At 42.6% G+C, this 22,089-nt stretch carries 18 protein-coding genes and 1 pseudogene; 10 read left to right on the forward strand and 9 right to left on the reverse strand.

Annotated features, from left to right (window positions below):
- The 4 genes and pseudogenes from BV372_RS37040 to BV372_RS36055 all read right to left on the reverse strand — a co-directional run.
- A pseudogene (locus BV372_RS37040) lies at nt 1-229 on the reverse strand (hypothetical protein); the annotation flags it as partial.
- A gap of 686 nt (nt 230-915) precedes the next feature.
- The gene (locus tag BV372_RS06770) at nt 916-2,304 is read right to left on the reverse strand and encodes an alkaline phosphatase PhoX (RefSeq protein WP_086685071.1); all 1,389 of its coding nucleotides are present in this window, start codon (nt 2,302-2,304) and stop codon (nt 916-918) included.
- 404 nt (nt 2,305-2,708) lie between these two features.
- A complete protein-coding gene (locus BV372_RS36050) occupies nt 2,709-2,849 on the reverse strand; it encodes a hypothetical protein (protein ID WP_179197999.1) in 141 nt (46 codons plus the stop codon).
- Nucleotides 2,850-3,163: 314 nt separating this feature from the next.
- Complete coding sequence (locus BV372_RS36055) at nt 3,164-3,331, reverse strand: hypothetical protein (protein ID WP_179198000.1); 168 nt, start codon at nt 3,329-3,331, stop codon at nt 3,164-3,166.
- Nucleotides 3,332-3,611: 280 nt separating this feature from the next.
- Here BV372_RS36055 and BV372_RS06780 point away from each other — a divergent pair, with 280 nt between their 5' ends.
- Complete coding sequence (locus BV372_RS06780; protein WP_086685077.1) at nt 3,612-3,839, forward strand: hypothetical protein; 228 nt, start codon at nt 3,612-3,614, stop codon at nt 3,837-3,839.
- Between the two features lie 33 nt (nt 3,840-3,872).
- Nucleotides 3,873-4,823, forward strand: coding sequence for an RpoD/SigA family RNA polymerase sigma factor (locus BV372_RS06785; RefSeq protein WP_086685080.1), 951 nt, complete (start codon nt 3,873-3,875; stop codon nt 4,821-4,823).
- Between the two features lie 595 nt (nt 4,824-5,418).
- On the opposite strand, the gene BV372_RS06790 is transcribed toward BV372_RS06785, so the two are convergent.
- The 3 genes from BV372_RS06790 to BV372_RS36060 all read right to left on the reverse strand — a co-directional run bounded on the left by BV372_RS06790 (nt 5,419) and on the right by BV372_RS36060 (nt 8,679).
- A complete protein-coding gene (locus BV372_RS06790; protein WP_256973103.1) occupies nt 5,419-7,782 on the reverse strand; it encodes a DUF5906 domain-containing protein in 2,364 nt (787 codons plus the stop codon).
- Nucleotides 7,783-8,101: 319 nt separating this feature from the next.
- Nucleotides 8,102-8,389: a hypothetical protein gene (locus BV372_RS06795; protein ID WP_086685083.1), complete on the reverse strand. Its 288-nt coding sequence runs from the start codon at nt 8,387-8,389 to the stop codon at nt 8,102-8,104.
- Nucleotides 8,390-8,517: 128 nt separating this feature from the next.
- Nucleotides 8,518-8,679, reverse strand: a complete 162-nt coding sequence (locus BV372_RS36060; RefSeq protein ID WP_179198001.1) for a hypothetical protein — start codon at nt 8,677-8,679, stop codon at nt 8,518-8,520.
- Between the two features lie 45 nt (nt 8,680-8,724).
- On the opposite strand from BV372_RS36060, the gene BV372_RS06800 reads away from it, so the two are divergent.
- Nucleotides 8,725-9,039, forward strand: a complete 315-nt coding sequence (locus BV372_RS06800) for a hypothetical protein (protein WP_086685086.1) — start codon at nt 8,725-8,727, stop codon at nt 9,037-9,039.
- Between the two features lie 1,294 nt (nt 9,040-10,333).
- Here the strand turns inward: BV372_RS06800 and BV372_RS06805 are convergent.
- Nucleotides 10,334-11,860 (reverse strand): NAD(P)/FAD-dependent oxidoreductase, encoded by a 1,527-nt coding sequence (locus BV372_RS06805; protein ID WP_086685089.1) that lies wholly within the window; start codon nt 11,858-11,860, stop codon nt 10,334-10,336.
- A gap of 132 nt (nt 11,861-11,992) precedes the next feature.
- Between BV372_RS06805 and BV372_RS06810 the strand changes: the two genes are divergently transcribed.
- The 6 genes from BV372_RS06810 (at nt 11,993) to BV372_RS06840 (ending at nt 20,310) form a co-directional block, all read left to right on the forward strand.
- The gene (locus tag BV372_RS06810; RefSeq protein WP_086685092.1) at nt 11,993-12,778 is read left to right on the forward strand and encodes an ABC transporter ATP-binding protein; all 786 of its coding nucleotides are present in this window, start codon (nt 11,993-11,995) and stop codon (nt 12,776-12,778) included.
- 17 nt (nt 12,779-12,795) lie between these two features.
- Complete coding sequence (locus BV372_RS06815; RefSeq protein ID WP_086685096.1) at nt 12,796-14,250, forward strand: MlaD family protein; 1,455 nt, start codon at nt 12,796-12,798, stop codon at nt 14,248-14,250.
- 315 nt (nt 14,251-14,565) lie between these two features.
- Nucleotides 14,566-15,630, forward strand: a complete 1,065-nt coding sequence (locus BV372_RS06820; RefSeq protein WP_086685099.1) for an aromatic ring-hydroxylating dioxygenase subunit alpha — start codon at nt 14,566-14,568, stop codon at nt 15,628-15,630.
- Between the two features lie 531 nt (nt 15,631-16,161).
- The gene (locus BV372_RS06825; RefSeq protein ID WP_086685102.1) at nt 16,162-17,514 is read left to right on the forward strand and encodes a P-loop NTPase fold protein; all 1,353 of its coding nucleotides are present in this window, start codon (nt 16,162-16,164) and stop codon (nt 17,512-17,514) included.
- Nucleotides 17,465-19,282 (forward strand): tetratricopeptide repeat protein, encoded by a 1,818-nt coding sequence (locus tag BV372_RS06830; protein ID WP_086685105.1) that lies wholly within the window; start codon nt 17,465-17,467, stop codon nt 19,280-19,282. Before BV372_RS06825 ends, BV372_RS06830 begins: the two co-directional genes overlap by 50 nt.
- Before the next feature lie 278 nt (nt 19,283-19,560).
- Nucleotides 19,561-20,310, forward strand: coding sequence for a class I SAM-dependent methyltransferase (locus tag BV372_RS06840; protein WP_086685108.1), 750 nt, complete (start codon nt 19,561-19,563; stop codon nt 20,308-20,310).
- A gap of 170 nt (nt 20,311-20,480) precedes the next feature.
- Here BV372_RS06840 and BV372_RS06845 read toward each other — a convergent pair whose 3' ends face one another.
- The gene (locus tag BV372_RS06845) at nt 20,481-21,104 is read right to left on the reverse strand and encodes a Uma2 family endonuclease (protein WP_086685111.1); all 624 of its coding nucleotides are present in this window, start codon (nt 21,102-21,104) and stop codon (nt 20,481-20,483) included.
- Nucleotides 21,105-21,291: 187 nt separating this feature from the next.
- Here BV372_RS06845 and BV372_RS06850 point away from each other — a divergent pair, with 187 nt between their 5' ends.
- Entirely contained in the window at nt 21,292-22,062 is a 771-nt protein-coding gene (locus BV372_RS06850; RefSeq protein ID WP_256973104.1) for an MFS transporter, read from the forward strand.
- The last annotated feature ends 27 nt before the right edge of the window (nt 22,063-22,089 follow it).

Raw genomic sequence — 22,089 nt, forward strand, 5'->3', positions numbered from 1 at the left:
TGAAGAATTGTGCTTGTGCTGGTGCGGCGAAGTAATCTAGCCAGAATATGCTCAACAGTGTCACTGCTGCTAAGATTTGCACTAGGATTAACTTTCGCTTTGGTATTTCTATTTGCTGCCCTATCTTTTGCGTAATTATTGCGATTAAACTTCCCATTAATAGGCAAAATAGTAAGACCGGGCTTTTCAGGCTGATGACGCTCACTAATACTGCACACGCTACCATCATTGGTCCTGTTTCAATGAGTATAAAATGCCACAGCTTAGTTTTTTCTGTTAATTTATAAATTGTTTTCACTTTAGTAAAAGGTTGTTTTGAAAAAAATCTATTATTAATGCTTCGGTTAGACATTTGTTAACGTTCTATTAATTTTTAGATTCGTCTTTCAGTATTATATTAAAGTAGCGACCAAATTTATCGTAACTATTAATGAAACTACCGAATTTCTCTTTAAAGACAAATTAAAGTTTTTATTATGTAAGGGATGAAATGAGTAGTTCTCCAGGAAGTTACGCGCTTGGATTTGATGAGCTGGCTTCAATATCCAGTTCACTTAGAAGAAAAAAGTACTAATTGAAGCTTCTAAAATTTAGAAGCCTCAAACTGCGGTGTTTTATCAAATTGACCTACCAAATAACCTAAACGTTATTGATAACGTCGAGCTTGGTATTGAAAAGTTTATTTGGCACAGAAATTATTGATAGACATAATGCTTGTTTGGCCAAGCTTTTAGCCTTAGGTAACTTTCTATTAACAGTCTTGATAATTTCAACAAGTATATGCCAAGGGTAAGGCAACTGACCTGGTTCTATTTTTTGCAGCAACCGAAAACAAAAAACTTGATGTTAAGACGATGGAAAATATGCCTCAAGCCCTTGACAAATCTTGCTTGACGTTAACTTATTACAAATACCTTATGCTCGTTTTCTAGTCCAAGGGCCCCAAATCGCACAGGTAATTCCAGGAGTTTGGATATTGACAAACATTGTGTGACCATCGGGTGAGAAGCAAGCGCCGGCAAATTCACTGCCATTAATAGCATTTGTTGCAAATCGGTACAATTCACCATCCTTGTTCACGCCGTGAACGTATTCAACACCTTCACCGTCTTCACACAGGAAGAGATCCCCGAACGGAGCCACAGTAATGTTATCAGGGAAATTAAGTTTCTCAATATTGGTAGACTCCACAACTAGGGTGAGAGTGTTTTGTTTGGGGTCATAAGCAAAAACCTGCCCTTGTCCTATATTGCCACCATTAGTACAGGTAAAGTAGATCAAGCCATTGCCAAACCAACAACCTTCACCGCGAGAGAAGATGGCTGCACCCTTACTTTGCCCCTGAGCACGTACGGAAGTTTGACCCGCACCAGGATCAACATTATCTATTTGCACCCATTTAACTGGCAGTGGTTGGTTTTTATATTGAATAAAATTCATCCGAGTATTAACTGGAGACGGCCTTCCTGGAATGTCTAGAACCAGCGCCTCAAGCACTCCACCACCACGCTCTTGAAGGTCTCCATATTTAGTAGGACGGACATTAGGACGGAAACGATAGAAACAGCTACTTCCATCGTCTTCAGTTTGATAGATATATCCAGTTTCCGGATCAACTGCGACGGCTTCATGGTTAAAGCGGCCCATTGCCACGAGTGGAACTGGATCAGCAACCTGAATTTCTGTTGTTGCAGGAACCTCAAAGTTATAGCCATGCCTTTTGGTAGCTCTACCAGGTGAAGGAAGGGTCAAATCCTCTTCACAGCTAATCCAGGAACCCCAAGGAGTTGGTCCACCAGCGCAGTTACGAATAGTCCCTGCTAGAGAAACAGAATGCTGTTTCACTCGACGGTTAGGACCAACAATAATCGTCGTTGTTCCCCCTCCAATTTGGTCATACCTTGGTAAACCAACTATTGGATTAGAACCATTAGCACTTACCTCGTGATTTCGCACCAGAATTGTGGTGTTCTTAGGGCCAGGAAAGGCAGCCATACCATCATGTGAGCCTGCCACTAATGCCCCATCATCCATAGGTTGGCCTGTATAGGATATTGCGGTGTAGTTAAAACCGGGAGGAAGTTCTAACAAGGGTTGGGTGCCTAAGTTAATTCCACCAAGAACAACACCAACAAGTTCATCTGCATTTTCCGGTAGCTTTGGCGCTAAGGGACCATAACCAATTCCGCCTGCCACTTGACCACGAGCTGCTCTTGCATACAAAGCTTCTAGAGGAGAAAGCATTGACACACCAACAGCACTCGCACCAGCGAGTTTGAAGAAGTGACGTCTTGATAAGCTCATTAGAATATATTTTGAACAACACCAGTAATTTAAAAAATAAAAATTGTTTTTTAATAAATAGATAAGGCATGGTTAAGACTTAGTATTACAAGATTGGAATGCGATCGCCGCTCTAGTAGCTGCGTGGATACAGCCCATTTTGCACTCTTAACGTGGGAGCAACCTAAAGAATGGCGCGGGATTCGATAGTGTGTTTGCGCTCAATGCTGCAAATATCCTTGATGACTACGCGCCGTAAATTCTTTAACCATTAACACTCTCAATGGCTTACAGGGTAAAGATTGGTTCCTCGTTTCTAGGAATGATCAGACTGACGAGAAAGGAAATGAAACGACCAATTAGCCTCAGGCTGTTTCAAAAGTGAACGACGCTCAACTAAGGTTGGTGAGATTGCTTTGAAACTGTTATCCATAGAAGCAGAGAACAGCGATCGCCCACAGCAGGCGGTTACATACTTGCAGGTGATGTGGTGCTGATTTACAAGCCCGCTGAACAAACGAAGTGCGATAAACAAACCATCGCACCCCCAAGATTATCGAGAGCATAGCTGATGTGGGCTAGTGGAGGGATACAGCCACATAGTGAGCTTGGCTCTGACCACCGCTTGTTTGTGAGAGACGCGGTTGCTAGGGGAATATTGAAAAAAGAAGTCAGGAGCGGAGCGTATCCAGCTCCGCCTCCGGTCAGAATGCAGGATTCAGAAGCAATAGCAGATTTAGACTCGTGGCTAATAGTTTTACGTGCAAGAGTGAAAGTTTGGGGAGGGATTTAAACTTGTTTATTCATCTGCTAGTCAGACTCCAATTATGAATGTTGAGTTCTTTGTTATTTAAACAAGCCCCTGTGTTGAAAACGTTGACTATACAGGCAGTTCAAACAACTTAAGTTGTATTTCGCCACGTTGATCTTTGTAGTGGATATGTAATACATTTTGGATGAATGCCATGCTCAGGACTTTCATCCCTTGGTTAGTTAGCTGGCGTCGAGCTTGAAGTTTGAGGGCTTCTAGCTGTTGATTTGATGTCATAATAATTATTATTGAACTTGTAGAAGTTGTACTGGGTTGTACAACAACAAATAAACCCAAAGGCTACCATATCACCATCTGTAGTAAAAACCCAGAGTTTCGCTTGGTGAATTAGTGCGCCAAAAAATATATCCAAATTAATCCATTTTGTCAGGAAATCAGTTAGATATAGCCGTAAACTTAATTCCTATTATTGGTTTCTCAATCTGTCATAGGGAGGTACAAGACAAGTTATAGATTTTGGCAATTTGGCAACCTCTGTTTTTGTGTTGCAGTTTCAATGCATATAGCAACACAACGGAACTGCAAAGAAGTTGTACGAGAAACGGGGTCAAAGGCTGTGCTTCAAGTGTTCCGCCTGATGCCAATCAATATCCAAGATTTGACAGATATATACTCGTGGGCGATCGCGCCAGGGGAAATACCTCTCTCAAAGATGTGCGACGCAATGAGCGAGCCTTCAGTTGAATCAGGAAAATTTATTGAGTTATATGATTTATACTTTTAAGTCGCCCTGGTTATCAAAAAACGTTAAAGTTGTATGTCCAGCCCCAGCCCTGACATGGTTCGAGTTTACTTGCAAGAAATTGGTCAGTTTCCCTTGTTAACACCAGACCAAGAAATTGCTTATGGTAGGCTTGTACAGCAAATGATGACCATCGAGCAACACAAAGATACGCTCAGTCAACATTTGAATCGCGAACCAACTTTGAGTGAATTAGCTGTTGATGTTGACAAAAGTGAAACTGAAGTAACTCAAATACTTCAGCAAGGGAAACGAGCAAAGCAAAAGATGGTAACAGCAAACCTGCGGCTGGTGGTTTCGATTGCCAAAAAGTATCAGCGCCGCAATCTGGAGTTCTTGGATTTAATTCAAGAAGGAGCAATAGGTTTACAACGAGGTGTGGAGAAGTTTGACCCCAATCGCGGCTATAAGTTATCAACTTACGCTTACTGGTGGATAAGTCAGGCAATTACACGAGCAATTGCCGAAAAATCCCGCACGGTTCGCTTACCTGTACATATCACTGAAAAACTCAATCAAATTAAGAAAGTACAGCGAGAACTGTTTCAAACACTTGGCCGACTGCCAACGATTACTGAAATTGCTGAAGCTTTGAATCTACAACCCAACCAAATACGGGAATATCTCAGCATTTCAAAACAGCCATTTTCTCTAGATTTAAAGGTGGGAGACAACCAGGACACAGAACTCAACGAACTTTTAGCAGATGAAGGTGTTTCGCCGAATGAACAGCTAACTCAACAACTGTTGCGTCAAGATATGGACAATTTGTTAGCTTTACTCAAACCCGTGCAGCGTGAAGTATTAATTTTGCGTTTTGGACTAGAGAACGATCAACAACTAAGTTTGGCTCAGATTGGGCAGAAGTTAAATGTCAGTCGAGAGCGAGTCCGTCAGATCCAGCAGCAAGCAATCAATGTTTTGCGTCGTCAACGACCAGACATTGGACAGTATTTGTCTCCTTGAAACAGGCGATCGCTTGACTCAGATCTTGGCAGTTGATCCTGCTCAACGATTAGTTGAGTCGCCAACAAAAATTGTCGATGTTTCTGGGCTGAGCGTACAGGATTTCTGCCGTGTTTCAGGCAGAATCACACGAATTACTTATACAATTAGTGGATTGTAGGCTTGTAGAGTAATTATCTGAAATTCTCTAACAACTTCTCTGTGTTTTGCAACTTTACTAAAGTATGAGCTAACGGGTTTATCCCCGAATTTGCAAGGGTTTTGAAGTGAAAATCGCTAAGTAATTTAGTAGCCGCTACTAAAAATCGTAGTAGCCATTTAGTAGCGAGTTAGAAGTCAGAACAAAATAAATCAACATATATAAAAAAAGAGAGCTATTACCCGTCACACCCGTCACTTTCCTTGCAGGGTAAGGATTATGACTCGTCACTTGACCCGTCACCGACCCGTCACCGACCCGTCACCAAGTGACGAGTGACTCATAAAAAATGCGATCGCTACAAGTGAAGGAAAAGCGATCGCAATTTAATAGTCTTGGAATATAGATTAGAAAACTATTTTTTTACTAGAAAGTTGAGATAACCCGTAATACCTGTTACCTTCCCTCACCCTCTGTCACCCGTTGCGTAAGCAAGCGCTCATGAGTCGGAATTTGGTCATCCAGCCCAGGGATGCGAAGTCGCAATCCGCGGATAAATTTGCCATTATTGGTAATCTTGCGCTCTACCTGCCAACCCAAAACCGACTTGCACAATTCCAATAAGTCAGGGGAGAAGTTTTTATTTGACTTAGCCGATGAACCTGTTTGATGACAGTACAGAGCGTAGGAACCAAACAGAGTTATTGCTTGACTGCGAATTTCTGCTTCGTTTCGGTTGTTGCCAACAGCAGTAGTTGTCAGCGGGTCATAAATTACCCAATCATTGAGCCAAGCTGCAATAGAGTCAACTCGGGTTCTGTTATCCCAAAATTCCAAGGTGCATTCGGGAATTTCCTCCAGCCCTAACATCACGCTGGTAACGTGGTCATCTGGGATGGAGAGAACGTAATTTGTAAATGCCGAGAGTTCCGGCTCAAACTCAGCTTCCAAGTTGCGGCGCTTGGAAGCTGGCACCGCATTGTTACAGGGAACTGTGATAACACGGCGCTTAACTCGGCTTGCTGAATCGCCGCCAAAGATTGGTTCATTGCTTGAAACCATAACCATGCCATCAAAGCGATAGTTGAAGGCCTTTTTCCCCTTATATTCAGCACGAATCCAATCTTCCCCAATTAGTGAGAGGAATTTACCAAGCTTGCCGTTTTGCTTATCTGCATCGGCAAATACCACCAATCTCTTGCGGTAAGCGTTCGATGGTTCAAAGCGATTTCCGCACCAATCTTCTAAGTTACTGGTGTGAACGTTGTCTTCACCAATTAGCGATGTAACCAATCGGCTAAAACTTGATTTCCCCGTTCCCCCTAAGCCAATTAGGTGAATAAACTTTTGCAGGTCGCTACGCCCTCTTAAAACTGCGGCACAGTAGCAAACAAGTAAATCTTTAATTCTCTCGTTACCATTAGCAAGATGTTCCAGGAATGCAGCAATCTTTGACCAATCACCAGCTTGGTTTTTGTACTCCCTTGGCAGCTGCCAAGTAATGCGGTAAAGGGGAGAGTGGGGCAGAAGTTCCCCTGTAGCAACTTCCAAAACTCCATTTTTAAATGGCAGCATTTGTTTGGGCGATCGCTCCTGCCACTTGCGAGCGATGAGCAGGCAGCGCAACGTTTTAACGATATTGGTGATGTAGTTGTGGCTACGATAATCAACAATGCCTTTACCGTGGATGATGTTGACAATTTCGGATTCGATATATTCATCTGTCTCAACTGACCACACGCCGCCGCAATCACCTCCATACCTCATCCACTGCCCAATCTCATTATTAAATGCCAGCTTGTTGAGATATTCTTCTGCTATTTCTCGCGCTATTCTATCGGCGGGGGGAATTTTCTCTGTTACCACATCAGCATTATCGAGTTCCCCACTCTTACGGCGGTCTACTGCCTGGTGAATTTCTCGTTCCAGCCGCTCGATAAAATCTTGCTTGCTAAACCCTTTACCCATTCCCCACTTTACCCAATCGGCAATATCACCTTTATCCGGGCATTCCGTCCATAAAGCTGTAGGTGATAAGCAGATGAGTGGAAATTCTGCCTCATTCGCCGCCTTTTCAACTGCCTCCGCCTTTTTTAACCCTGGCGCATCATTGTCCGGCAAATAAGCCATACCACTGACGCCGTGGTCTTTGCAGAAAAGCATCCACTCTGTCAGTTCTTTATGAGTCCAGCTAGCACCTTGCCAAGTCACAGCCACTATATTTAGCAAGTAGCGTGCTGCCTCTACGCACGGCTCTCCCTCTACACCTAAAATCCATTTACCTTTGGCATAGGAATAAACCTCAGACCACCTATAAAGATACATTCCATATTCAGTTTTGCCAGGACGGTCCACTCCTTCGCTGTCAAGATAGCGAGGGTAGTGTGCTTTGGTATAGCCTTTGGGTTTACTGGGGTCTTTTTTCTCAACCCGCAATACCCAATAGTGGCTAGAGTATGGGTAAATAATTTCTGTGCGGTCGCCTTTTTCCTTGCGTTCTACCGGGGTCACTGGTTGTGGCAATTCTGCAAACTGGATATTTTGATCTATTGGGATAGTCGTTTTTGGTTTCGGTCGGGTAACTCTTCCCCGCTGTGGGCGATTTTGTACGTAATCGCTTGAGGAATTGATCAGAGCGTAAATTGGATAGTCATCTTTGCTAGTTTTAATTTGCTTCCATCCAGATGGAGAGCTATCAGTGCGACGGCACAATACCGCCTCACTGTTAGCAGAAACACTACACCAATCTGGTTTACCGCATAGTGGGCAAGGGTTTTGCTTGGTTACTTCTGCCCATTCGTGGGCGTTTTCTCTTTGCATGATAATGTGTAATAGGTTTTGTTTGTTCGACTTTCTCGAACAATTGGGTGGGTTCTCTCGTATCAAAGACAAAAATCATCAACTGTACCTAAAACGTCATTGGTAGAACTCAGTCAATCAGACGGTTAACAAAAAAACCGACTTAAGTCAGAATAAGGGTAATAGTCTTAACCCCCTTGGATCAACTACCGATGCTTTAGGTGCAGAAAGTGGTTTTGCTAAGGGAATCGCCTCGGAAGATGCTGTCAACATCGACCGAGGCATTTTAATGTCACTATTTATTCAATCACCTTTAAGTAAAAAGAGCGATCGCACTGAGTCATGGCAGCTTGAGTTCTTTCGCAAGTGCCCATTCCACAGCCTGATCAAACTTTTTAAACCACGGGTGACAATCGGGCAACTGAATCTCGTACTGCCAGGCTTGACCAGTCCAGGAAAGACCAATAACATCCACCAAAAATTCACCCTTGCGGGGAACCTCAACCATGTGGATAACGGTTTGACCGAGGTAGTATTCGGGTTTTTTGAAATCTTTTGCTACTCGCAATCGCCAATAACGCGGCACATTGCAAGGCAAGCCCCAAAAGGGCGTGGTAGGCGATAACATTTTAAATTGTCTCCTTGGTGGATTAACGACGTTAAGGGGGAAGTCGTGCTGGTGGGAGAAGGCGGGAATCTTCACCTGCCAGGGCGCAATTAAACGCCTGACTTCATTTGTGCATCAGGTCTTTGAAATTATTGAAGCAGATTTACGCTAAAAAAGCGATCGCGTTCAAGGGAGCGATACGACGCTACGAACTTACTCGCTGCAACCTTGTCTACATCTGTATACAAATAGTAGACGATTATCCTGACATCTGTCAACAAGCTGTCTACAAAAGTAGACAGATAAGTCATTACCAAGTTATTCTGTAGACAAGGTTGTATACAGATAGTCTAAATATGAGTAGTAAGGTAATCTCATTTCGTTTGAGTGACGCTGAGGTTGAGGCATTGCAAGCGTTGCAAACACCAGAAGACGATGCTTCTCTCAACCAGACGGCCGCTAGATTGGTGAGGAATGTTTTAGGAGCGTCTACAAAACCGTCTACAAATGTAGACATACAAGAGTTAGTTAAGCGGGAAGTAGAAAACGCAATCACACACTCTGAATACTTCAAGAATATGATCGCAGTCCATGAAGCTTACATAACAACAGGCATCAACGAAATTAAGCGCGAAGTTGATGAACGCTTGGGAAAATTGAAAGCCCGGTAGCAGAGGAGAATAGCACTACCGGGCCTCAGCGTTTAACTGAAGATGAATTAATCGTAGTTCGCGATCGCACACTCAACAAGCTAAAAACAGGCAGGCAGTCGAGCGCGGGGAAAGCAATTGAGGCATTCATCAAGGAACTTAAGCGCTCCTATTAATCGGTCACAAGCCGGTTGCAATGCGTCTACACCCGAATAACTGAGCGTCTACACCCGAACAATAAGCGGTTACAAGGGCGGTTATTATGCGCTTATACCTCAACCATTGGCGGACACAAGTGCGGTTACAAGTCGATTGCAGTGCAACAATGATGCAACAACACCGTCTACAGTTAAAAAATCGGCTGTAGACGGCTGAAACCGCCACTAGGCGAGGGTTTTGGCGACTGTAGACAAAATTTTTGGGGTGCTATTTAACAGTAATATCCAAAACATAGCGGTCTTTTTCTAACATATTGCTCAAAAACATAGACGCGCTTGCCTAATAGAATGCAACGAAAAATGCAACGGCTCGTGTTGCAAAAATCGATGCAGCCAAGGAGAGTGCAGCGCGAGCCAACTTCCAACTTCCACTTCCACTTACTTCAACTAGTTGGCGGAAGTGGAAGTGGAAGTTGTAACTTAATCGCAAGTTATGCAACGTGCAGAGTAAACAAAAGCGTGGAACGACAAGTATATACTTGTCTTCAAGAAACGCGATCACAGTTTTTCGGGTGCAACGGCGTGAGATACTTTCGGTAAAAAGAAAACGTTGGTGAAGAAAACCAAGGAGACCTATAGGTTTCCAGGAAAATGTCTAAGGATTTTGGTTGGTGAAGAAATACGCCTAAAACCTCTAGAGGTCTCCCCACAAACGTCTAAGGATTTTGGTGATTAATTACGAACGTTTTCCGGCTGGTGCTATGGTCACACATTGCGTAATTTAGTACAACCTCTAGAGGTTCGCCGTTGCAATTATTGCAGCGAATGCCTTAAGGTATCTTTCTATAATTTTCAACGGACAACTTAACTTGTCTTTCTATAATTCTTTCTCCGACAGGTTTAAGTTGTCGCCCTATAATTCTTTGTCCGACAACTTAAGTAGGGTAACCCTGACTGGTTCGGACTATCTTCTACGAGAGTTTTTTAGTCCAGCGGTGACGGGTGGAGTGACGGGTCAGAATCCTTATCCTGCAAGGAAAGTGACGGGTGTGACGGATTATCTCAACTTCTTACGTGAAAAAAATAGTTATTTACTAAAACGCTACTAAAACACGATTTTTAGTAGCGTTTTAGTAGCAATTCTTGGCTACTAAAGATTAATTAGCCCGAAAGCCTTGATTTACAAAGGAAGTGCTAACCTGCTCCTTAAAGCTTACTAAAGTATTCGCACACAAAATACCAGACGCCGCTACCGCAGGTACACCAATTCCTGGCATGGTGCTATCACCAACGCGATATAAACCTTGTATGGGTGTGTGAGTACTGGGAAACATCCCCTTACCTACAGCAATTGCTGGGCCATAAGTTCCTTGATACCTGCAAAGATAATGAGCATGAGTCAAGGGTGTACCAATAAGTTCCACTACTACACGTTCTCGGATATCGGGGATAATCCGTTCTAAGGCACGATATAAAGATTGGGCTTTCTGCTGTTTCTTTTCTTCATACCCCTGATTTCTTTCCCATCCTGTGTAAGATTCGAGGGTGTAAGCATGAACTACATGATGTCCTTCTGGGGCAAGTGTTGCATCCCATACAGTGGGAATCGAGATCATGCAGGTATTTCCTGGTAAGGTGATATCCTGAGAAGAATCGTGGACTACGACATGATGTCCGGTTAAACTCTCCAAACCATCTGCGCGGATACCTAAATGTAAATGCATGAAACTTTCAACTGCTGGTGTCTCTAAAGCTGCTTGGCGGTAAGTTGCAGGCAAATCTTCAGGACGTAACAAATGATTATAGGTGTCCCAGATACTCGCATTGGAAATGACAATTGGCGCTTGGAGAATTTCACCTTGTTGTAACTTAACACCCACAACTTTGCCTGATTCCACCAAAATCTGCTCGACGTGAGATCCTAAACGCAACTTTCCACCCCAGCGTTCTAAACCATTGACTAAAGCTTGAACAATTGCCCCACTTCCTCCTACAGGATACTCAACTCCAGCACGAGAACGTTCACCCAGCATAAAGGCTACCTCTGGGGCAATTGTCCCGTGTGCTTTTAAACCTGAGAGTAAAAAGCATTCTAAATCGATCAGCCGCCGCACCCAAAGGTCTTTTATGGTTGCATCCATCACATGACCAGCCGAACTTTGCAAAAGCGGCAAGTAGGGCAACATTTTCATTAAAGAAGGTAGATAACTTTTAAGTAATATTAAAATTACCTGCCAATCTGCCCGCAGCGCTAGGGTAGGAATAGCCCGCATCGCCTCATACAAACCTAACAAGCGTTCTTCAAAGACTTGGAGTTCTCTAGCACCTTGAGGCGTAATTCTCTGGACTTCATGCCGATATCGCTCGGCATCGCTGTACACTGCAATAGTTCCTTCAGGAAAATGGTAGTGTCCTAAAGGATCATAGGGTATAACTTGAATGGATTCACCAAGAACATCCAGAACTTGTTTTACCGGATTCAAGCTTTGGGTATCAGTCAGACCACAATAGAAAGAAGGGCCAGAATCAAATTTAAATCCCCGTCGTTTAAAACTATGCGCCGCACCCCCAGGAATTACATGACTTTCACACACAATCACTCGGTTGCCGTAATAAGCAAGTAATCCCGCAGCACACAACCCGCCGATACCGCTACCAATTACTATGACATCACTATTTTGCATTTTTGTCCTTTGTCCTTTGTCAGTTGTCCTTTGTCAGTTGTCCTTTGTCTAAAATCAATGACTTTTGTCCTTTGTCTAAAACCAATGACCCTTCGGGTTCACCAATGACCAATGCCCAATGACCAATGACCAATGACTAATGAACCATTAATTGAATTAAAAGGCGTGTCTAAGTCCTTTGGTAGCAATAAGGTTTTAGATAAGATAGATTTGACCCTTTATCGAGGAGAAGCACTAGGAATTATTGGTCCTTCCGGGACGGGTAAATCTACAATTTTACGGGTGATTGCTGGATTGTTGCTTCCCGACGAAGGAGAAATTTATATACAAGGGGTGCGGCGAAACGGTTTGATTGAGGATGCGGCTGAGACTGTTGGGATTGGAATGGTGTTTCAGCAAGCGGCGTTATTTGATTCGTTAACAGTAGAAGAGAATGTGGGGTTTTTACTGTATCAGAATTCCAAAATAGCGCGATCGCGCATTCGAGACATGGTGAATGAAAAATTGGAGATGGTAGGTTTGTCTGGAATCGGAGAGATGTACCCATCTGAACTTTCTGGAGGTATGCGCAAACGAGTCAGTTTTGCCCGTGCAATCATGTCTAACCCCGAAAGCGCCAATGAGGGGCCAGAACTTTTACTATACGATGAACCCACAGCAGGACTCGATCCCATTGCCTCAACAGTCATAGAAGATTTAATTCGCCATTTGCAACGGGCACAAGGAGTTTGCAGTACTTACGCTATTGTGACTCATCAAGACAGCACTATTCGTCGTACTGCCGACAGAGTTATATTCCTGTATCAAGGTAGAGTGCAGTGGGAGGGTACAGTAAGTGAAATAGATAGCACAGACCATCCATTGATTAGACAATTCATGAGTGGCAGTGTGCAAGGACCGATTCAGGTCGTCGGCTAGATGGATGGAGGAAAATTATGCGATCGCGAACAGTAAGAGAAGGTTCTGTAGGGCTAATAATCCTCATGGGATTAGGAGTCTTTGGGCTAATAGTCGTGTGGTTGAATCGAGTAACTGCTAGTCGCAGTTCATACAAGGCTGTTGTGGAATTTGCTAACGCTGGCGGGATGCAAAAAGGTGCAACAGTCCGCTACCGTGGCGTGAAAGTGGGCAATATTTCCGCGATTCGACCAATGCCCAATAACATCGAAGTAGAAATTGAAATTTTTCAACCTGATTTAATTATTCCTAGTAATGTAGTAGTCGAAGCCAATCAGAGTGGACTAATTAGCGAAAGTATTATTGAAATCACACCTAAAGCTTCTTTACCTCCTGGGGTTGCCGTCGCTAAACCTCTAGAAAAAAATTGCGATCGCAACTTAATTATTTGTAATGGCTCTCGGTTACAAGGTCAGATTGGGATCAGTCTCGATCAACTGATTCGCAGCACAACTGAGTTAGCTACTGTATACAATGACCCAAAATTCTATCGTAATGTTAACAGGTTACTAGAATCCTCCACAGCAGCGGCGACTAGTTTTGCTGCGCTGAGTCGGGATCTTCAAGGTTTATCCAAAAGCGCCAAAGGTCAACTGGGCACATTCTCTGCTACCGCAACTTCCGTACAACGAGCGACAACTCAACTTACTGTAACTTCTACTCGCACAGCAAATGAACTTGGCTCGGCAGCAAGACAATTTAGTCTGACAGCAACTCAAGCAAGTCAGCTGCTAACTAACCTCAATAACCTAGTCACAACAAATCGTTCGTCATTAGTTGGGGCTTTGAACAATCTCACTGAAACCAGCAATCAATTACGTACTACATTTACTAGCTTATCGCCCGCTGTCAATCGCTTAACCCAAGGACAAATCATCAACAATTTAGAAGCGCTTTCAGCGAATGCAGCACAAGCATCAGCCAATTTACGCAATGCTACTAACTCGTTAAACGATCCCAAAAATGCAGTGTTACTGCAACAAACCTTAGATTCTGCAAGGCTCACATTTGAAAACACACAAAAAATTACCTCTGATTTAGATGAATTGACAGGCGATCCCAAATTCCGTAGCAATCTTCGGCAATTGGTGAATGGTTTGAGTAATTTAGTGTCTTCTACCCAAGAAATGGAGCAGCAAGCAAAGGTTGCAGTTACCCTAGACGCTCTCAAAGCATCTATTAATAAACCAGATGCGGTGCTTCCCACTCCAGCCATTAAGCAACAGGCGGTAACTATTAATCCCTTACCCACTGCTTTAAAAAGTTTGGATAAAGACCCCCAGCCAACTTTCAATTTATCCACCTCCAACCCATCCACAGAACAGTTATTACAGCAACTGCGGCAGTATAGCAAGCAACAGCGTGACCAAGAGAAGATCGAGATAGAACAGGTGACAGTAGAAAAAGTTGATGCTCAGAAAACTCAGGATTAAGAACTATTTCTCATCTATTTAAACCAAACTCTTGCGTTCTTCTGTGCGTAACGGAATTCTCTTGAGTTTAAATTTGCTTACTAGATTGCGTAGACGCAAAGCGGCTTGTCGTTAGACATCGCCTGCAATTCTAGATAATGATAGTATTTTTACTCATAACACTATTTCTGGAAACTCACTAAATTAGTGCCTCTAAATTTCTTTAACCTGATTTTTTATTCGATTGCTAAAAGCATCCGGAACATCTATCACCCTAATCAATACTTTAGTTATCAAGACGTTTTTGCAATCTAACAACAAACTGTCCAGTTATCTATGAAGGATAATCACAACTTTTTCTTGCGTAATGTTTGGTATTATGCTTTGCCGAGCGATCGCCTCAAACCTGGTAAGATGGTCGCCCGTACTTTTTTGGGAGAACCAGTACTGTTGTGTCGCAGCCAAGAAGGCAAAGTATTTGCCTTAAAGGACATTTGTCCTCATCGTGCTGTGCCGTTAAGTTGTGGTCGATTTGATGGGCAGGAAGTAGAATGCTGCTACCACGGTTGGCGCTTTAACCATGCTGGAAGTTGCACAGCGATTCCGTCTTTAGTAGAAGGGCAATATCAGGATTTAAATCGCTACAATATAGAGTCTTACGAGATTCGCGAAAAACAAGGTAATATCTGGATATTCATGCCAGAAACGGGTAAATCTAAGTCTCCTGCCTCAGCAAGAGAAATTCCCGAAATTCCAGAGATTCCTGGCTTTGGCGATCGCCCACCGCAGTTAGTAGAAGTGATGCGGTTTCCCTGTTTTATCGATCATGCAGTCCTAGGTTTAATGGACCCCGCCCATTCACCTTACGTTCATCGGGTATGGTGGTGGCGTTCTGGACAACTCCACGACGAAATCAAGCAATTTGACCCTTCACCTTATGGGTTTACCATGCGTAAACACCAATTACCAGCCAATACAGGTAAAGCTTATCGCTTCATCGGCGGCGGAATTCCTGAAACAGAGATTACTTTTCAAATACCAGGAGTGAGGGTAGAAACCACAACAACCGCCAAGCATCAAGTGACCAACCTGACAGCAATTACACCAATTTCAGAAACAGAAAGCGAAGTTAATTTTGCCTTTTATTGGACAGTACCTTGGGCAGGATTCGCCAAGCCATTAATCCGTCTATTAACACAGGCTTTTCTAGGACAAGACCGCACAGTAGTTGAAAAGCAGCAGATTGGTTTAAAGCACGATCCAGTGCTGCGGCTGATTAAGGATTCAGATGTGCAGGCGCAATGGTATTACCAGTTAAAGCGAGAATATGCTCGTTCACTAGCTGAAGACCGTCCGTTTGTAAATCCTGTCAAGAGTGAGCTACTCCATTGGCGGGCTTGATCTCGTGTTCGGTTAAAAATTTATCATTAAGACCATAGGGTAGCAGGGAGCAGAGAGCAGGGGAACAAAGGATTAGCCTTGATTTTATCGAGTGACAATGCGATCGCATCGGTCTGTTATGCCAATGCATCGGCTTGTTATGCCAATACATCGGTCTGTTATGCCAATGCATCGGCTCGTTATGTTATTGCATCGGCTTGTTATGCCAATACATCGGTCTGTTATGCCAATGCATCGGCTTGTTATGCCAATACATCGGCTTGTTATGTTATTGCATCGACCTGCAATTTGATTGCATCAGCCTGCAAAAATTAACCTGATGGCTGCATTCGGCGGTGCGTTAGGCGTTCCGCCATAACGCACCCTACTATACCTATACCTGGAGACTATGCCCTGACATTTGTTGAAGAGGAGGAGCGATCGCCTAAGATTTTGTTATGGGTAAATTTTATAGTAGTCGTAAATCATTTGTGAGAAACTACAAATGTCAAATCACAAATGACAGCATCCTAAAAATTAATCTAAATATATATGACTATATCTAATTATCAACGTGCTAATACTCTCAAAACAGCCTTTCAAGTATGTACTCTGGAACCCTTGGAAGGTGAAGACATTGAAAAATATTATGTTGATTTATCGGCAGTACGTAAAACTTCAGCCGTTGATAGCGTTAGTACTATTTTAGACTTTCAAGAACCAGCAGATTTTAGCACTATTTTATTTACTGGTCATCGGGGTTGCGGCAAAAGCACAGAGTTAAAACGCATTCAAAAGCTCTGGGAAGAAAATTATCATGTGATTTATTTAGAAGTAAATGAAGAAACAGATATTAACGATGCCAGTTATACAGATTTATATTTAATTGTCATCAAGCAAGTAGAGTTTGAACTGAGAAAATTAGATTTAAAATTTGACGATAAACTCTTACATAACTTTGAAGAATGGTTTAAAGATATTACTAAAGAAACCGAAGAAAGTGTAGAGAAATCAGTCAGCATTGAGGGAGAAGCAACACTGAAACCAGAAGCACCATTTATTGCAAAATTAATGGTCAAGTTGTTGGCACAAATTAAAGGCTCTGATAAACAAAAAACTACGATTCGCCAAACTTTAGAAAAAGACCTGTCTCGCCTGAAGGCAGATATTAATTTATTACTAGGTGATGCTTACATTAAACTGAGAAAAAAATACCCTGATTATAAAGGCTTACTAATTATATTTGACAACCTAGATCGGGTTCCGCCTGCGGTTGCTAACCATTTATTTTTTGATTATGCGGCTCAGTTGCAAGAATTGCACTGTACTATTATTTATACAGTCCCTATTTCTATTCTGTGTTCGCCTAAAAACCCCTTGGCTTTGTTTGATGGTAATCCTCATATTGTGCCAATGGTGAATATATATGAATTGGAAAAGGATACTTGCCATTTAAATTGCAATCAAGTCGGGCTAGACGCAACAGCGAGTTTAATTGAAAAGCGCGTAGACACCGATGCTGTTTTTGAATCTCGCCAAGAATTGCTAGAATTAGCCAAAGCTAGTGGTGGTCATGTTCGTCAACTAATGCAAATGATGCGAACTGCTTGTCAAACTGCGAGTACACGCAAGCATCCCAAAATTACAAATGAAGATGTTACTTATGCTATCAAGCAGCAGCAATTTAGTTTTGAAAGGTTTATACCCGAAGAACATTATCAATATTTAGCACAGATATGTATTACTAAAGATGTAAGTAAAGATGATATTGGTCAGTTGATGTTATTTAATACTTCAGTTTTAGAATACAACGGCAATAAACGGTGGAACTACCCCAATCCAGTGGTGAAGCAAAATGAATTCTTCCAAAAAGCACTTGAATCAGCACTCGCAGGAAAATCATAACGCCGAACTTGGTCAGTTTATTACACTGAACCAAGATATATTTGCTGAATTACTGACTTTTATCGACTTTGCAGAAAAATTCACGCTGGGTTTTGTAGAACTTAATTTCCCTCCAGATGCAGACTTATTAATTGAAGCTTTGCAAACTCACCCAGAATGTGGACAGATTCAGCTTTGTATTCTCAACTTTCCTGATGAAAACTTGCGGTTTCTTCGGGATGAGATTGTAAAAGAATTAGCGAATATTCAAGTAGACGCAAACAAAAAATTAGTTTTGCTTATACGGGGTCTAGAAAAATCTATTGGTGTTTATGGTGACTATCCCCCAGTTTTACAAGATTTGAATTTTGTCCGTGATGCTTACAAAAGAACTGTTCCTCATCCAATCTTATTTATTCTGCCAGACTATGCCATTACCCGCCTAGCTAAATTCGCCCCAGATTTTTGGGCTTGGAGTTCTGGAGTATTTCGGTTTAAAACGCCAGAAAAAACTAAAGAAAATGCATTAAACCAAGCTCAAAATACAGAGAGTATTGTAGATAGATTACCACCACCAGAAAAGCAAGAACGCATTGATGTATTAAACCGTCTATTGATGGAATATAAACCCACTGGATATCATTTACCCGAGGGAAATCTCCGCAGATATAGTAATGTTTTATATCAGTTAGGAGTGGCTTATATCAGTCATAGAAAGCCAGAGAAAGCCAGGGAATATTTAGCAGAAGCCGAAAAAAACGCTGAGAATCTTAAAGATAGTAGCTTGCAAATAAAAGTCCTCAATTCGTTAGGAAATACTTATTCTCAGCAAAGACAATTTGAGATAGCAATTACTTATTACCAACAATCATTAAATATTGCCCAAGAGCTAGAAAATAGGCGCGAGGAAGCTAGGGCATTGTTTTACTTGGGTAATGCTTACTTACAATTGAGACAATTTGCACAGGCTAATGAATTTTATCAGCTTTGTTTAGACATATATCAAGAGCTAGGCGAGCGCTATTCCCAAGCTAGCATTTACCACCAGTTGGGAAGAGTTGCCCAAGAATTGCGCAAATTTGAGAAAGCACGGCGCAATTATCAACAAGCTTTGGCTATCAAAATCGAACATGGCGATCGCCATTCCTGTGCCCGCACTTACCACCAGTTGGGAATAGTTGCCGAAGAATTACGCGAATATGAGGAGGCGCAGCACAATCATCAACAAGCTTTGGCTATCTATATCGAATATGGCGATCGCTATTCCCAAGCCGGCATCTACGGAGAGTTGGGAATAGTTGCCCAAGAATTGCGCAAATATGAGGAGGCGCGGCGCAATTATCAACAAGCTTTGGCTATCTATATCGAATATAGCGATCGCTATTCTCAAGCACTTATACACCACAACTTGGCAAGAATGGCCCAAGATTTGCAGGAATATGAGGAGGCGCAGCGCAATTATCAACAAGCTTTGGCTATTTTTACCGAATATAGCGATCGCTATTCCCAAGCACTCACTTACCACCAGTTGGGAGTAGTTGCCCAAGATTTGCAGGAATATGAGGAGGCGCGGTGCAATTATCAACAAGCTTTGGCTCTTAAAATCGAATATGGCGATCGCTATTCCCAAGCACTCACCTACCACGCTTTAGGAACACTTGCAAAAGCGGAGGAAAACTACCCAGAGGCAAAGGCGAATTTGCAGACAGCATTAGCGATATATGTTGAGTATAAAGATGAGTATTGGGCGGCGGTGGTGCGGGATATTTTAGAGAGATTACCGGAGTGATGGGGAAGGGAGAAAGAGAGACAAGGGGGACAAGGAGGACAAGGGAGAGTAGAATTTTAGTATTTATTAAGGCACTATAGCTGTTGGATGAACTGCTGTAATTTCAGAGTAACGGGCAAAGTCCTTAGTGTTAAAAGTCAAAATATCAGTTAGTCCATGAACAAGCATTGCAGCTACAAGTCGGGCATCATGCACATTAACGCCCATCACAGAATAAGTAATAACAAGTCTTTCCCATTCCGAGTAAACTGCTGCGGTATCTAAAGAGAGATGAAAAAATGGCAGCTGCGTATGATGATATAGCTCTCCAGTTTCAAAAACTTAACAAATTGCCTTATCGCTTGTATGGTGAGGCATATACATACTTAAATCTCATCGGAGATGTTGCCGGGAAATCAATTCTCGATCTAGCTTGTGGAGAAGGATTTTTCACACGATTGCTCAAGCTAAATGGCGCTGCACGTTTGGTTGGTGTGGATATTTCCGCAAAAATGATAGAACTGGCAAGACTTGAAGAAACCTCTGGTCCCAAGAAAATTGAATATATCATCGGTGATGTCACCGAAGTTGGTTTTCTTGGCAGCTTCGATCTTGTACTATCCTCCTACTTGCTCAATTACGCTTCAACTAAAGAGCAACTACTCAAAATGTGTCAGGCCATAGCAATTCATCTCAAACCTGGTGGTCGATTTGTCGGTTTAAACAATAATTTAGAACTGCCAAGAGAGTTTTATCATAAACATGAGAAATATGGCATTTCTAGAAAATGTGCCCAGTCGCTGAAGGAAGGTACTCCCATAACTTTAACATTAACAATTACTGATGACGGTGAGTCTATCAGTATCAGTTTTGACAACTACTACCTCAGCAAAGCGACTTATGAATGGGCCTTGATGAGTGCTGGTTTTAAAGAAATCTGCTGGCATCAACCAACAATCAGTCCTGAAGGCATACAGAAATTTGGCTTTGAGTTCTGGCAGGACTACATTGACTATCCCGATATGGTAGGCATTACCTGTATAAAATAGCTTTCGATGCGGTTGGTTAGGTAAGTCTTGAGTCCGTAGGAGCGATCGCACATCCCCAGGGCAAAGTTTCACCCAACCATCTGTTGAAGCTCACTCATAGTTAATGCTCTTTCTAACTCAAGCAAATACATTGACACTGCTGCATTATCGATAAATTCCTTTGGTGTTAATCAGCGACTCATTGAAAAAATCTGTTCAGCCGTTAGAGGAATGTTCCCAAACAATCTAGAATCAATTCGATCCTCTCCTCGAAACACCTTTGGGGGTAAATACTCTCCATCTTCAAGTTGGTAAATTGTAATGGTCGGTTGCTTGGGTGAGCCAATGAAGCGAATGCCACCAAAAGCAGCATAGTCCACAATGATGTACTCGAAAACCCCCAAGTCCTCATACTCAGCCAGTTTTGTCAGATAGTCGTCCTTCCAGTTGTTGCTAACAACCTCAATGATTCCGGGTGGTGGAATATATGCAGCAGCAGAACTAGAAATAGTTTTCATTCGCTGCCATTCTTCCCTAGCAAATATGACGATATCGGCTTTTCGGCTTTTTTCCTTTTCTTGTGGTGCTGTCTTGAGCCGCACCTGCTTGGACTGTCGCGACACATAAGGTAAGTTATTTTCTTGGCAGTGATTTTCGAGGTAAGCACACAGCCTCTGGATCAAATCCTCATGATTTGCATTTGGTTCTGATAATGGCACAGGAATCCCATCCAATAGCTCAAACTCTCTGCCTGAACCATCATCCCAGGCAAGAAATTCTTCAAAAGTCAGTGGTTGTGTAACGGTTGCGTACATCGCCCTCGCTCCATTGCTGACAAGTACTTCACTCAATGCTATCAAGATGTACAGGTTTGTCTATGAGTCCTGGCAGATTTTCCTAACTTGAAAATGGGGAACAGAGAACAAGGGAAGAATTTATAGTTTTTGGATTTTCTTGACTGGCCGGATAATAGATGTTTTGGTCTTTAAACTGTTCTAAATTATGAACAAAGCAGGTAAAACGCCTGTCTCATTAGGGCTGTTGGGTGCAGCTGCCTTTATGGTAATTGCTGATGTGCGGGTCATTGACCCACTTTTGCACATCATCGCTGACGAGTTTAAAGTTGGTGTTGGTAGTGCGGCGATTATTGTCAGCGCTTACACAATTCCTTATGGGCTATTTCAATTAGTCTACGGCCCATTGGGCGATCGCATTGGCAAACTCAAGGTGATTACGGCAGCACTAGCAGCATTTGCTGTGGGTACTGCGGCTTGTGCTTTTGTGTCAAATATTATTTTCCTTACCTTACTGCGGTTTCTCACAGGAATGGCGGCGGCTGGGATCATCCCCGTTACCCTAGCTTATATGGGTGATAACTTCCCTTACGAACAACGCCAAGCTGCGATCGGCAGATATTTGAGTGCGCTGGTATTAGGGCAAATTCTCGGTGGTAGTTTGGGCGGTATCTTTGGAGAATATATTAGCTGGCGAGGTATCTTTCTAGTATTTGGGGTTGTGTCCCTGGCTATATCCCTAGAATTGTGGCGGGAAATGAGCAAACTCAATAATGAACAGCATTCTCCAGGGCCAGTCGGTTGGGCAACATTTCGTCCTTATTTCCAACTTATGACGCAACCAGTCGCCCAGACTGTAATTATTGGCGTATTTATTGAAGGCTTTTGTGTATTTGGGGGATTTGCTTATATCGGTGCATTCCTGAGAGACAGATATAACTTACCTTATCCCTCTTCTGTCACTTTCCGGGTATTCTGAATAAAAGAATAAAAAAAGAAAACCCTG

The organism is Nostoc sp. T09 (assembly GCF_002154695.1).
GTDB lineage: Bacteria > Cyanobacteriota > Cyanobacteriia > Cyanobacteriales > Nostocaceae > Aulosira.

Coding starts and splice junctions, on each gene's coding strand:
- BV372_RS06770 (WP_086685071.1), bottom strand. CDS start 2,304: ATGAGCTTATCAAGACGTCACTTCTTCAAACTCGCTGGTGCGAGTGCT.
- BV372_RS36050 (WP_179197999.1), bottom strand. CDS start 2,849: ATGCTCTCGATAATCTTGGGGGTGCGATGGTTTGTTTATCGCACTTCG.
- BV372_RS36055 (WP_179198000.1), bottom strand. CDS start 3,331: ATGACATCAAATCAACAGCTAGAAGCCCTCAAACTTCAAGCTCGACGC.
- BV372_RS06780 (WP_086685077.1), top strand. CDS start 3,612: ATGCATATAGCAACACAACGGAACTGCAAAGAAGTTGTACGAGAAACG.
- BV372_RS06785 (WP_086685080.1), top strand. CDS start 3,873: ATGTCCAGCCCCAGCCCTGACATGGTTCGAGTTTACTTGCAAGAAATT.
- BV372_RS06790 (WP_256973103.1), bottom strand. CDS start 7,782: ATGCAAAGAGAAAACGCCCACGAATGGGCAGAAGTAACCAAGCAAAAC.
- BV372_RS06795 (WP_086685083.1), bottom strand. CDS start 8,389: ATGTTATCGCCTACCACGCCCTTTTGGGGCTTGCCTTGCAATGTGCCG.
- BV372_RS36060 (WP_179198001.1), bottom strand. CDS start 8,679: ATGACTTATCTGTCTACTTTTGTAGACAGCTTGTTGACAGATGTCAGG.
- BV372_RS06800 (WP_086685086.1), top strand. CDS start 8,725: ATGAGTAGTAAGGTAATCTCATTTCGTTTGAGTGACGCTGAGGTTGAG.
- BV372_RS06805 (WP_086685089.1), bottom strand. CDS start 11,860: ATGCAAAATAGTGATGTCATAGTAATTGGTAGCGGTATCGGCGGGTTG.
- BV372_RS06810 (WP_086685092.1), top strand. CDS start 11,993: ATGACTAATGAACCATTAATTGAATTAAAAGGCGTGTCTAAGTCCTTT.
- BV372_RS06815 (WP_086685096.1), top strand. CDS start 12,796: ATGCGATCGCGAACAGTAAGAGAAGGTTCTGTAGGGCTAATAATCCTC.
- BV372_RS06820 (WP_086685099.1), top strand. CDS start 14,566: ATGAAGGATAATCACAACTTTTTCTTGCGTAATGTTTGGTATTATGCT.
- BV372_RS06825 (WP_086685102.1), top strand. CDS start 16,162: ATGACTATATCTAATTATCAACGTGCTAATACTCTCAAAACAGCCTTT.
- BV372_RS06830 (WP_086685105.1), top strand. CDS start 17,465: ATGAATTCTTCCAAAAAGCACTTGAATCAGCACTCGCAGGAAAATCAT.
- BV372_RS06840 (WP_086685108.1), top strand. CDS start 19,561: ATGGCAGCTGCGTATGATGATATAGCTCTCCAGTTTCAAAAACTTAAC.
- BV372_RS06845 (WP_086685111.1), bottom strand. CDS start 21,104: ATGTACGCAACCGTTACACAACCACTGACTTTTGAAGAATTTCTTGCC.
- BV372_RS06850 (WP_256973104.1), top strand. CDS start 21,292: ATGAACAAAGCAGGTAAAACGCCTGTCTCATTAGGGCTGTTGGGTGCA.